At 56.4% G+C, this 11,682-nt stretch carries 10 protein-coding genes and 1 pseudogene; 5 read left to right on the forward strand and 6 right to left on the reverse strand.

Features of this window, described 5'->3' with window-relative positions:
- Both MVK46_RS04135 and MVK46_RS04140 read left to right on the forward strand, forming a co-directional pair.
- Nucleotides 1-823: pseudogene (locus MVK46_RS04135) on the forward strand (radical SAM protein); the annotation flags it as partial.
- Nucleotides 824-825: 2 nt separating this feature from the next.
- The gene (locus tag MVK46_RS04140) at nucleotides 826-1,125 is read left to right on the forward strand and encodes a DUF3213 domain-containing protein (RefSeq protein ID WP_297535388.1); all 300 of its coding nucleotides are present in this window, start codon (nucleotides 826-828) and stop codon (nucleotides 1,123-1,125) included.
- Here MVK46_RS04140 and MVK46_RS04145 read toward each other — a convergent pair.
- The 6 genes from MVK46_RS04145 to MVK46_RS04170 are packed head-to-tail and all read right to left on the reverse strand — an operon-like array spanning nucleotide 1,122 to nucleotide 7,724.
- Nucleotides 1,122-2,555, reverse strand: a complete 1,434-nt coding sequence (locus MVK46_RS04145; protein ID WP_297535389.1) for a DUF2139 domain-containing protein — start codon at nucleotides 2,553-2,555, stop codon at nucleotides 1,122-1,124. The genes MVK46_RS04140 and MVK46_RS04145 overlap by 4 nt on opposite strands.
- A 4-nt stretch (nucleotides 2,556-2,559) precedes the next feature.
- On the reverse strand, nucleotides 2,560-3,498 hold the full coding sequence (locus MVK46_RS04150; RefSeq protein ID WP_297535390.1) for a carbohydrate kinase: 939 nt from the start codon (nucleotides 3,496-3,498) through the stop codon (nucleotides 2,560-2,562).
- A complete protein-coding gene (locus MVK46_RS04155; protein ID WP_297535391.1) occupies nucleotides 3,452-4,687 on the reverse strand; it encodes a beta-galactosidase in 1,236 nt (411 codons plus the stop codon). Before MVK46_RS04155 ends, MVK46_RS04150 begins: the two co-directional genes overlap by 47 nt.
- On the reverse strand, nucleotides 4,684-5,508 hold the full coding sequence (locus MVK46_RS04160; RefSeq protein WP_297535397.1) for a carbohydrate ABC transporter permease: 825 nt from the start codon (nucleotides 5,506-5,508) through the stop codon (nucleotides 4,684-4,686). The genes MVK46_RS04155 and MVK46_RS04160 overlap by 4 nt, the downstream gene beginning before the upstream one ends.
- A complete protein-coding gene (locus MVK46_RS04165) occupies nucleotides 5,501-6,388 on the reverse strand; it encodes a carbohydrate ABC transporter permease (RefSeq protein WP_297535392.1) in 888 nt (295 codons plus the stop codon). Before MVK46_RS04165 ends, MVK46_RS04160 begins: the two co-directional genes overlap by 8 nt.
- 10 nt (nucleotides 6,389-6,398) lie before the next feature.
- The gene (locus tag MVK46_RS04170) at nucleotides 6,399-7,724 is read right to left on the reverse strand and encodes an extracellular solute-binding protein (RefSeq protein WP_297535393.1); all 1,326 of its coding nucleotides are present in this window, start codon (nucleotides 7,722-7,724) and stop codon (nucleotides 6,399-6,401) included.
- 253 nt (nucleotides 7,725-7,977) lie between these two features.
- Here MVK46_RS04170 and MVK46_RS04175 point away from each other — a divergent pair, with 253 nt between their 5' ends.
- From MVK46_RS04175 to MVK46_RS04185, 3 genes are read left to right on the forward strand one after another with little or no spacing between them, the layout of a single operon-like run.
- Nucleotides 7,978-8,997, forward strand: a complete 1,020-nt coding sequence (locus tag MVK46_RS04175) for a TrmB family transcriptional regulator sugar-binding domain-containing protein (protein ID WP_297535394.1) — start codon at nucleotides 7,978-7,980, stop codon at nucleotides 8,995-8,997.
- A 10-nt stretch (nucleotides 8,998-9,007) separates the two neighbouring features.
- Nucleotides 9,008-10,114 carry an ABC transporter ATP-binding protein gene (locus tag MVK46_RS04180; RefSeq protein WP_297535395.1) on the forward strand — a complete coding sequence of 369 codons (1,107 nt, stop codon included), beginning with the start codon at nucleotides 9,008-9,010 and terminating at the stop codon, nucleotides 10,112-10,114.
- 9 nt (nucleotides 10,115-10,123) lie between these two features.
- Nucleotides 10,124-11,584, forward strand: coding sequence for an L-fucose/L-arabinose isomerase family protein (locus tag MVK46_RS04185; RefSeq protein ID WP_297535396.1), 1,461 nt, complete (start codon nucleotides 10,124-10,126; stop codon nucleotides 11,582-11,584).
- Nucleotides 11,585-11,682 lie beyond the last annotated feature (98 nt).

Consider the following 11,682-nt stretch of genomic DNA (forward strand, 5'->3'; position numbering starts at 1 on the left):
CCTCTCCATGACGGGCAGGGTTCCAAAGAAGGAGCGCCAGAGGTTCAGGATAACAATTCCCGGCGCGATAAAGCGCATCGAGGAGCAGACCAACGGGGCAATAGAGATGAACGACTGGTATCCGATTCCGATAGCAGGCCATATAGCGCGCTTCTTCGAGGCCTTCACGGGCAAGCACTACTACATGACGAGCCACTACTGCTGCGGCGCCGCGACTTACATATTCCTCGACAGGGAGCACAAGAGGGTTATTCCAATAAGCAGGTTCCTCGACGTTGAGGGCTTCGTGGAGTTCCTCGAGGAGAAGGCGGAGGAGATTGAGAAGTGGGGCAAGCTCGGAAGGCTTCAGAAGCTCAAGCTCGGGGCGGAGATATTCCTCAAGTTCAAGAGCTTCTACGACGACAAGTACGCCCCGAAGGGCCTCAAGGTTCTCGACCTCATAAAGAACGCCTTCATGCACGGAAACTACGACGCCCTCGGTCAGTTCCACACCAACGCGCTCTTCCTCGGAATGATGCACTTCATGGACGAGTACAACTACGACGTCGAGAGGGTTGAGCGCTGTGTAATTCACTACGCCATGCCCGACGGCAGAATCGTCCCGTTCTGTGCCTTCAACGTGATTCCCGAGCTTTACCGCGACAAGGTTCAGGCCCAGTTCAGCTACACCTGGGAGGAGTGGAAGAAGCTCCATCCCGATTGGGACTACTGGAAGGACAAGTACAGGAGAACCAAGGAGTTCGTCGAGAAGATGAAGAACAGCGAGCTCTACCGGAAGACCTACATTGACATCGAGGACTACTTCGGCGTTAAGGAGGTGTGAACATGAGCGTTAGTCCCGACAAGAGGCTCACCCGCCTCGAGTTTAGGTTCAAGAACGCGAACTTTGAGAACGCCTCCGCAAAGCAGTACGAGCTTGAGAAGGACGAGAGGGTGTGGAGGGTCTTCATCAACGGCTTTGCAAAGAACGGCTTTGTGGTCTTCGATGAGGAGGCACTTCCGAGGGAGGAAATTCTGAAGACCCTCGAGGAACTCGAACCAGAGGTCGTGGGTGAAAAGAGCCTGACCGTGGAGGAGCTTATCAATTCGAGCTACTCCTGGAACAACATAATTGGAAAGGCCTAAGACAGCTCCACCCTCACCTTTCCTTCAACCCTTTTTTCTAACCTGAAGCTGACGATTCCTGAAAAGCCCCTGAGGTCGATTACGTTCCTTCCCCTTCTTAGGGAGAACCTCTCGGCCTCCGCGTAACTTGGCGGCAGGGAGAGGTCGTACTCGTAAACGGTCAGGTTGGCGTCTTCCTTGAGCGTAAACACGGCCCTTGCGCTTCTGTATCCATCCAAGGGAAAGCCTCCGAAGACCGGCTCGTTTCCCCGAAGGGATTCGAGGGGCAGGGAGAACGCCACCGGAGGGGACCCCCTCAGGAGCGAGTCCTCCTCCAGGAGGACTATGTCCCGTCTCCCAGTGTCGAAGGGAGTTGCCGTGGTTTCTCCGGTGTTCGGTGCGCTGTTCGTTGCGACGAGGATTTTGCCGTCAGCTTTCTCGATGCTCGTTACCCTCGCCCCGAAAACGCCAACGATTCTGACCATCGGGGGGGTTATATAAACCAGAACGCTCGGACCCGGGACCGTGTGGGTGAACCTTCCCCACCGGTTTCCCCCAAAGGAGACGTCGTGGTAGGAGTTGTAGGCCGTCAGAATGCCGCCGCCAACGTTCAGGGCGTTCACCCTGAAGGGCGCGTAGAACGTTGGAAAATCGAAGAGCCTGTAGAAGGTGAACCCCTCGCCGATGAAGGGACTGCCCGCAAACAGACCCCCTCTGACGAAGGCGAACGCCCTGTTGTATGCCGACGCCATGGAGCCAAGCTCCGGTCTGTTAATCGGACCGCCGTCAACGCTTCCGCCGGGCTTGATGAAGTCCCACTTCCTTTCCTCGAGGTCGAGCACACCGAACTCAGAGACACCCCACTCGAAGTTGCTCCCTATTCCAAACACCGCGGTGTCGTGGACGAGGGTTCCCTTGGGGGAGGGCTTCTCAAGGAGCCTCTCGGCGCTTCCGCTCTTCCTGTTGATTCCGTAGATTCCAAGATGTGAGTGCCCGTCCTCCCTCGCTATCAGGAGTTCGTCGTTAACGGGGTCGTAGAGTATTTCGTTGACTTCCCCGGCCCACTTTTCTTCATCGTGGATGGAATCCCTCCACAGGAGCTTGACGTTCTCCTCTTCCGTATCGTATACGTGGATGTGGGAGTACTTGTTCCTGAAGCTCACCCTGCCCCCGAGGTACTCGGCGGGTGCGTGAACCCAGCCGCCGAAGTATATGAACTCGTCCACAGTTTCGACCGCGTTGTACGTGTCCCCACCGCTCCTCGGGGGGAAGCCGAGGAGGTGGAAGTCGTACGTTCTCTCCTCCCCCGTTTTGAAGTCTATGAAGTGGGCCTCGGCCTCGAACGCCAGCGTAAAGTACAGGATGCCGTTGCTGTACTTCAGCCCGAAGATTCCGCCGCTTCCCCACTCCGGTGCATATCTCCCGGAAAACGACCAGTTCCTTAGGAACACGCTCTCATCTCCTCAACAAGGGGAACTCCGGAGATTCTTTTATCTCTTCGAACCTTGGCACGCTCCACGCTCCCCTCCTCGTCACGGAGAGACCCGCGACGAGGTTGGCGAAGCGGCCAAGCCTTTCGAGGAGTTCAGGCTCGTACTCCTTCGCTCCAAAGGCTTTTGCGTAGTGAATGCCGGCGAGGAGGCCCGCCATGAATGCATCGCCCGCTCCGGTCGTGTCTACGGCCTTCACCTTTATCGCGGGAACTTCGGCTTTGGCTCTGCCCGAGATTAGAAGGGAGCCCTTTGAGCCGAGGGTGATTGCGAGAATCTTTGGCCTGAAGCTTTCAACGGCAATGCCGTTCTCCGCCAGATACCTGTACTCCTCCCAGCCGAGCTTGACGATGTCCGCGAGCTTCAGTGCCTCCCTTATATCGTCGAGCATTTCCTCCTCCCTTTCCCTCCACAGGTCGAGCCTTATGTTCACGTCGTAGCTCAGGACGGTTTTTCCCCTCAGCTTCCTCAGCGTTTTGAAGACGGCTTCCCTCGACGGCTCCCTCGCGAAGGTGACGGTCCCAAAGTGAACGGCCTCCGCTTCCTTCAGAACGTCTATGGGGACGTCCTCCTCCCGAAGGTTGAAGTACGCGACGCCGTCGTAGAGTATGAACTCGGGCTTGGCCCCTACCAGCTGGACGAAGACCACTCCCGTGTGCTTCTCTTCGTCCCTTGCCACGAGGGGCTTTACACCCTCCCGCTCCAGCGCGTCTATGAGGAAATCCCCGAAGGGGTCCCTTCCAACCTTGCTGACGAGGGCGCTCTCGACGTTCAATCGGGAGAGGCCCACCGCAACGTTTGCGGGGGCCCCTCCCGGGTGCCTCTCAAACCTCTCCACCATGGCCAGCGGCTTATCGTCAAGCGCTATCATGTCGATTAGAACTTCCCCGAGGCTCACTATCATGCTCCACCACTCCCCTGAACTGGAGGTAAAGGCGCTTCAGGTTCTCCTTCGGGTTGGAGTAGTAGTCCTCTGGAACGTTAAGCTTTACCCTTATCTCGGCCGGGTCGTTCGGCTCCTCCGCAAGCTTCCTCATCACAGAGGCGGCGGGTTTTGGACTTCCGTCCCCCCTGAACAGCCCGAAGAACCTCTCGTGAACGGCCCTGTCGAAGGGCGGCCTGTTCCACAGCGATGGATGGTAGTCCGAGAAGTTCCAGTAAACCGCTCCAAGGCTCCCCACGGCCCTTATGAGCCTCAGGGTTTTTTCCAGCCAGATACCGGCTTCCTCCTCGTTTATGAGGTAGTGCTCCATTACGGTTTTTCCTGTGGCTGACTTAATCCTTCTCGTCGGCCCCTCGGTGGTGGGCATCCCGAACTCCTCCATGAGAACCTCTTTACCACCGAGCTCCCTCGTGAGAACGCAGGTGAACGGGACGAAGTACGGGTCGAGGGGGTCCGTGAAGTCGGTGTAGACGGAGTACGCGTGCATGCAGAGGTAGTCGTTCCACCTGGCAACGTCCGGAACGCGGAAGTGCTTGTCCCCCTCAATGTCCTCCTGATGGATTCCAAACGTTACTGGCTTTTTCGAAACGCTCTTCAGGGTTCTGTAAACGAAGGAGAGCCAGCGCGACGCTACCTCCGGGTTTCTCGGTATGAAGACGTTGTCGAGTTCGTTGGAGATGTCCCAGCTGTGAACGGCTTTGTGCGATGAGAACTCCCTTCCAACGGTCTCGAGGAAGAGCCTCTCTGATTCCAGGGCGAGCGGGTTCTCGTAGATGTTGATTGCCCCGGAATCCACGACCTTTCCGCCGGAGAAGGTCAGGAACCTTTCGTGGGGCTTTCCCGAGAGCAGCCACTCGGGAAGCCAGTTGAGGCCGCTCATATGTCCGACGAAAAATGTTGGAATCACCTTCAGACCCAGCTCTTTCGCCGTGTCGAGGACCGTTCCGAGGTTTGAGAGGGCCGAGTCGCTGACGACGTTTGGCTTCGGCTGGAAGTCCTCCCAGAGGAGGAATATCCTCACGAGCCCGAGTCCAAGGTCTCTAATCTGGGTGAACTCCTCGAGGACTTCCCTCTCGTCGAAATCCTTCCACCAGTACATGGCCTTCCTTCTCGGCCAGTAGTTCACCCCGAGGAGGAACTCGCTGCTCATCCCTTGATGCCTCCCGTTACGCCCTTCATGTAGTACTTCTGCAGGAGGACGTAGACGAGTATGGGCACTATTATCGAGAGCGTGCCAGCGGCTGTGAGCTGTCCCCAGTTGGGGTTGTAGCGGCTTATGAACGTCGTAACCCCAGCCGAAACCGGCCACTTGTCCGGCCTCAGGAGGGTGAGCGCGAAGAACAGGTCCTGCCACACGAAGATAAACTGGACGACGGCGACGCTTATTATCGCGGGCAGTGCTATCGGCAGTATCACCCTGAAGTATATCCCGACGTCGCTCAGGCCGTCTATCCTCGCGGCCTCCTCGTAGTCCTTCGGAATCGCCTTGAAGAAGTTCCTCAGGAAGAATATCGTCCAGGGCAGCGCGAAGGTCGAGTGAACGAGGATTATCCCGTAGTACTGGTTGTACATGTGGAGGTCCCTGAAGAGCTTGAGGAGGGGCACTATCACGGCCTGCTGGGGAACAACTTGAATGGCGACCAGCGTCAGGAAGAGGAGCGTCTTCACCGGGAAGCTGAAGGACGTGAAGCCGTAGGCCGCCATGCCCGCTATGAGTATGGGAAGTATAGTCGCAAAAGTCGCTATGAGGAGGGAGTTCAGTATGTACCTCCAGAAGCCGGCGTCCCAGACCTGTTTGTAGTTTATCAGCGTGAAGTGGGCGTTGTGGAAGTTCCACCAGCCGTTCACTATCTCGGCGAAGGGCCTTATCGAGGCCATGACGAGGGCCAAGAGGGGTATGAAGAGGATTACCCCAATGGTCCACGCCACGAGGTTTATGGTGACCTTGTATCTGGTGCTTACTTTAACCACTCTCAACACCCCTCTCGCTTATCATCCTCTTCAGCATCCCGAGCGAGAACACGAAGACTGAAACCGTCAGCAGTGTCGCTATCGCTGCGGCGTAGCCCCAGCGGAAGTTGTAGAATATCTCATAGTAAACCATGTACGCCAGCACGAAGAGGTACATTGGAACCGATTCCCCACCGGAGAGAACGTATATCAGGTCGAACACCTTGAGTATGTATATTGCGCTCATCGTGACTACGACTATGAGGGCGGGCTTGAGGAGGGGCAGTATGACGTATCTGAACCTCTGCCAGGCGTTTGCACCGTCTATCCACGCCGCCTCGAGGACTTCGACGTCAAGCCCTTCCAGTCCGGCCAGAAACACCGTCGTTGTGAAGCCCTGCCACGCCCAGAGCGAGCCGAGTATAACGAAGTAGATTGCCGTTGACGGGTCCTGTATCCACGCCCTCGGAGCGACCCCGAAGATTTCGAGAATCCTGTTGACGATTCCGGCGTGGGGGTCGAGAAGGAGCATCCAGACTATGCCGACAACGGTCATGGGCATTACCATGCCGAGCATGACAAGACCGCGGAGAACGTTCCTACCGAAGACGGCCTTGTTGTGAAGGAGAACCGCAAACCCGAGCCCGACGAGAGTAACCAAGGGGAGGAAGACTATGAATATGAAGAGGTTGTTCTTAACGGAGGTCCAGAAGAGGGGGTCGTGGAACATCTCCCTGTAGTTGGATATCCCCACGAACTTCGGCTGGGTCATTCCGTCCCAGTGGGTAAAGCTCAGGTAGAACGTGTTGAGGAGGGGGTAGATTATAAAAATTAAAAGGAGCACAAAGGCGGGCGTCATCAGGATGAAGAAGTCCTTCGTCAGCCACCTCCTTCCGCCCATCTCCGACACCTCACGACTTGTAGTACTGCTCCGCGTACTGCTCAAGCTGTTCGGCTATCTGCTTGTAGTCGTCCGGGTTGGCCCAGAACTCGAAGAGCTTGTTCCATATTATCGGCTGGAATCCGGGCGGAGCGTTGTCGTCCAAGTCAGGAACCACGCCGTACTCCTTCATCCACTCAACGACCTTGGCGTCCATCGGGTCGTAGGCGCTGAGCGGGACCTTGAGGTTCGGTGCGAGGTAGCCCTTCTTCTTGACCATTATCTCCTGGTACTGCGGGCCGGCGAGCCACTTGGCAAGCTCCATCGCGGCCTCCTTGTGGGGTGCGTTCTTCGGGATGACGACCCAGTCTCCACCGGCAACTATGGCGAACTTCGCGCTCTGGTTGATGACCGGGAACGGAATGAGTCCGAAGTCCTTACCCGGCTGTGCTCCTTCCTTCTCAAGCATGAGGACAATCCAGTTACCCATGAAGTACATCGCAACCTGTCCCTTGGCCAGCCTCGGAACCTGGGCCTCCCACTTCTCACCGATGGCCGTCTGCGGGTTGCCGTAGCAACCTTCCTTGATGAGGTCGCGCAGAATCTTGAAGGCCTCGAGAACGCGCGGATCGGTCCACTTAATCTTGTGGAGCATCAGGTCGTTGTGCAGCTGCGGGCCGCCGATTCTTATGAGGACGGCCTCGAATATGTCCGTAAGAGGCCACTTGTCTGCCGCTCCGCTCGCCATCGGCTGGATTCCGTGCTCCTCAAACACCTTACAGTCCTGCTCGAGCTGGTCGAGGGTCTTTGGTGGTGTCAGGTTGTACTTCTTGAAGTCTGGGATGTTGTACCAGATTCCTGGCTTGGCCCACGCCTTAATCGGAACCGCGTAGTAGGTGTCCCCGACCTTGACCATGTTGAGGAGGTCCTTCTGAATCTCACCGTTGTAGTAGTTAACTATGCTGTTCAGCGGCTCGAGCTGGCCCTTCTCACCAAGCTCCTTTATGAGAGCTGGCCAGGGCAGAATGGCTATGTCGAAGTTCGGCGAACCTGTTGCAAGCTCTGTCAGAACGGCATCTCTGAGCTTTGACTGGATTACGTACTTTATCTTGACGTTGGGGTGTTCTTCCTCGTAAACCTTCAGGGCGCTCTCAAAGTTCTGTCCCTCAACCCCACCCCACTGGCCGTATATTACGACGGTAACCTGCTTCTGTGTAGAAGAAGTAGGGGCTGTTGAAGCGGTGCTTGTTGCACTTGGAGAACTTGTGGAGGTCGTTGAGCCCGTAATACAGCCCGCCGCCACAACGGCGAGCACAACAACCAAAGCCATGGCAATGCTAAGTGTCTTCCTACCCATCGGAAGCACCTCAGGTAGTTTTCACATTGTGTTTACTTTCAGTATATATATAGTTTTTGGATTCCGACAAAAGTCGAGGATTGAAAACCATAAATTGACTTTGATGAATCAATGTGGGCAGGCTATTTCGGCTCCGAAAGGAAATTCTTATATACGATGCGCACATATTGTTTACCAAAAGTAAATACACCGTGATGGGAAGTGGCCAAACCTATTTATGAAACCTCAACGGAACACAGCGGAGGGGATTGCAGTGGAACCGAGTGACAGGATTATGAACGCGATGACCCGACTTGGGTTCACCAAGTATGAGGTCCTAACCTACTGGACGCTCCTCGTGAACGGACCGAGCACGGCCAGAGAAATTTCCGAGGAGAGTGGAATACCGTACAACAGGGTTTACGACACCGTCACGTCGCTGAAGGCCAGGGGCTTCGTCACCGAGGTGGAGGGAACGCCGAGGGTCTACGCCGCCTTTCCGCCGGCCATAGCGTTTATGCGTCTCAAGGGCGAGATAGACAGCCTCAGAAAGCTCTTTGAAATGGAGCTGTCCAAGTCCAAGAGGAAGGAGCACGAGAAACCTGCGATATGGCGGACGACGAAGATAGATGAGGCCATCGAAATGGTCAGGGAGTCAATTGAGGGAAGCGAGTACGAGATAATACTCGTCGCCCCTGAAAAGTTCCTTGAGAAAATACACGGAGACCTCCAGAGGGCCCTTCGGGGGGGAGTTACGCTGTCCATCTATACTGGAGGAAACACATCCCTAAACGGCCTGAAGGGCAAAGGAAACCTGTTCATACGGCGCTTCCACAGGCTCAACCACTTCATAGGGATGTTCGATGGGAAGGAAGTCATAGACATTCAGAACATCGGCCTCAGACCCAGAAACCCTCCGAGCTTCAAGGCAACGTATCCCGAGATAATATTCGCCCAGTACGCCTTCGTCAGGGAGGCTTTTCAGGAGTCCGAACTTCTCATCGAGGACATAAACAGGAAGCACGACGTCAGGTTCTTCACGACCTTCCACGCGGTCGATTTAATAAGGAGGCACCTTCCCAAGGGCGAAGTCTACGCCGAGGTCGTTGGGAAGAACCTCTCGACGGGCGAGGTGGAGACCCTCTCCGGAAAGGTCGTCGGCTACACCGTCGTCCTGGAGGAGGGAATCGACAACTTCGATTTGAAGCTCAACGGCAAGATTGTAAAAATCGGTGGCATGTTCGCGGTTTTGGAGGAATATGAAAGCACGAGGATACGTTTAATCCTTGACTGAGGTGTTTGGTATGGCCGGTGTTAGGCTCGTTGGTGTGTGGAAGGAGTTTGATGGTGTCGTCGCCGTTAAGGACATGACCCTCGACGTCAAGGACGGGGAGTTCATGATTCTGCTCGGCCCGAGCGGTTGCGGAAAGACCACAACCCTGAGGATGATAGCGGGTCTGGAGGAGCCGACGAAGGGGCAAATCTACATCGGCGACCAGCTCGTTGCCGACCCCGAAAAGGAGGTGTTCGTGCCTCCCAAGGACAGGGATATCGCCATGGTCTTCCAGAGCTATGCACTTTACCCGCACATGACGGTATACGACAACATAGCCTTCCCCCTCAAGCTCAGAAAGGTGCCGAAGAAGGAGATAGACAGGCGGGTTAGAGAGGTCGCCGAGATGCTCGGTCTGACAGAGCTTCTCAAGAGAAAACCGAGGGAGCTGAGCGGAGGTCAGAGGCAGAGGGTCGCTCTGGGCAGGGCGATAATAAGAAAGCCCAAGGTCTTCCTAATGGACGAGCCTCTGAGCAACCTCGACGCTAAGCTTCGCGTGAAGATGCGCGCCGAGCTTAAGAAGCTTCAGAAACAGCTCGGGGTAACCACAATCTACGTCACCCACGACCAGGTCGAGGCAATGACGATGGGCGACAGGATTGCGGTTATAAACCACGGCGTCCTCCAGCAGGTCGGAACGCCCGAGGAAGTCTACAACAACCCGGCGAACACCTTCGTTGCGGGCTTCATAGGGACGCCACCGATGAACTTCCTGAAGGGAACCCTTCTCGAAGACGGCAGAATGGACTTCGGCGAGTTCAAACTCAAGCTCCTCCCGGACCAGTTCGAGGTTGCGAGGGACTACGTGGGGAAGACGCTGACCCTGGGAATCAGGCCAGAGGACATCTACGACGCGGAGATATCACCGATAAGGGATGAGGAGAACACGGTAAAGGGCGTTGTTGACATACTGGAGAACCTGGGCAACGAGAAGATAGTCCACGTTTCCGTTGGCGACCACTCATTAACGGCATCGCTTCCGCCGGAATCCAAGGCGGAGGAGGGCAAGGAGATAAGGCTCGTCCTAAACATGAGGAGGGCGCACCTCTTTAGGGAGGACGGCGATGCGATATTCTGAGGTGGTTCCATGATAGGCGTTGCCACCTACACCGACCCCAGACCGACGGCTCTGTCGGGCGAGAGGGAAAGGGCTCTCCTCGAAAAGCACTCACAGCTCGTTGAGTTTCTGAGGAAGGAGGGCTTTGAGGTCCTGGACATCAACGCCGAACTCGGCAAGTACGGGTCGTTTGAGAATGGAAACAACTTCGGGATAGACTCGATGGAGGAGAGCCTGAGGGCCGCGAGGATAGGACTCTCAAAGGGCATCTCGGGGGTTATCTTCGGACTCTGGCACTGGACGGAGAGCAACCTCGTAACGGCCTTCGTTAGGGAAGCCAACGTTCCGGTTCTGCTCTACGCGGACGACGACCCTGCCTGGGCCGGCTCGACATGCGTAACATCGGTCGGCGCCTCGCTCTGGGAGAGCGCAGTCAACGGATACGCCCTCAGGCACTTCAGGATTAAGGGAGACCTTGAAGGGGTCGCCAGCTGGGCAAGGGCCGTTGAAGCAGTTAAAAAGCTGTCCCTGTCGAGGATACTCCTCTTCGGCGCCCCGTACACCCTCGGAATGGAGCACCTCATGGACGACCTCCCGAGGCTGAAGGGAATAATCGGCGACTTCCTGATGCTGGACCAGTACCTAATCGTCAAAAACGCCGGGGAAATCCCCGATGAGAGGGTCGAGGAGTTCTACCGCTGGCTGACCTCGAAGGCCAGAGTTGAATTCGACGGGAAGATGCTGACGCCCGAGAGTTTGAAGAGACAGATAAGGCTCTATTTAGCGGCTAAGGACCTCCTAACGGACGGAACGATTGGCGTCTCGGTCAAGTGCCAGCCGGAGCTGAGCGAAATCTACGGGACAACTGCCTGCCTGATTCCCGCTTTCCTGCCATTCAGCCTGGACGCAGAGGGGGAGAAGCCTGTTATCCCAGCGACGTGCGAGGGGGACGTCAAGGGGACCATAAGTTCGTCGCTCCTCTTCCTCCTGAGCGGGAAGCCGCCCCTCTTTGGCGATATAAAGTACGTGGACGACGACGTCGTTGTCATAGCGAACTGCGGGGCCGCTTCCCTCTACTACGCAAAGCTGAGCGAAAACCCTGAGGAGAACCTCAGGGCAACGACGCTTAGAGGTCAGTGCCAGGGGAGGAGCGGTGCCGCGCTCGGCTACCGCACACCGAAGGCGACGTTCACCTTTGCAAGGCTCATCAGGCGGGGTGGGAGGCACTACCTGCTGTACTTCCTTGGGGAGGGCGTTGAAATAGACGAGAGCCTCGAGAGCAAGCTCCTCTGGGGCAGACAGTGGCCCCACACCGCCGTGAAGAACCCCCTCGACAAGGGGACGTTCATAGAGGTCATGGGGGCCAACCACCTCTCGGCCGTTCCCGGCGATTACAGGAGGGAACTGCGCTTCGTCGCAAGAGTCTGGGGGATTCCGGCGGTTAACTTGAACGACCGCTCGGAGGTCAAGGCCTTCCTCGAGGGGCTATGATTTTATACCTCTTTTTCTAAGGTCTTACCATGAGACCCTACCGAGGACTCGCGGTTATCTTCGGCTTCTACGCGCTCGGTGAGCTAGTCAGCTCGGGC

It is taken from the genome of Thermococcus sp. (assembly GCF_027066465.1).
Lineage (GTDB): Archaea > Methanobacteriota_B > Thermococci > Thermococcales > Thermococcaceae > Thermococcus.

Coding starts and splice junctions, on each gene's coding strand:
- MVK46_RS04140 (WP_297535388.1), top strand. CDS start 826: ATGAGCGTTAGTCCCGACAAGAGGCTCACCCGCCTCGAGTTTAGGTTC.
- MVK46_RS04150 (WP_297535390.1), bottom strand. CDS start 3,498: ATGATAGTGAGCCTCGGGGAAGTTCTAATCGACATGATAGCGCTTGAC.
- MVK46_RS04155 (WP_297535391.1), bottom strand. CDS start 4,687: ATGAGCAGCGAGTTCCTCCTCGGGGTGAACTACTGGCCGAGAAGGAAG.
- MVK46_RS04165 (WP_297535392.1), bottom strand. CDS start 6,388: ATGGGCGGAAGGAGGTGGCTGACGAAGGACTTCTTCATCCTGATGACG.
- MVK46_RS04170 (WP_297535393.1), bottom strand. CDS start 7,724: ATGGGTAGGAAGACACTTAGCATTGCCATGGCTTTGGTTGTTGTGCTC.
- MVK46_RS04180 (WP_297535395.1), top strand. CDS start 9,008: ATGGCCGGTGTTAGGCTCGTTGGTGTGTGGAAGGAGTTTGATGGTGTC.
- MVK46_RS04185 (WP_297535396.1), top strand. CDS start 10,124: ATGATAGGCGTTGCCACCTACACCGACCCCAGACCGACGGCTCTGTCG.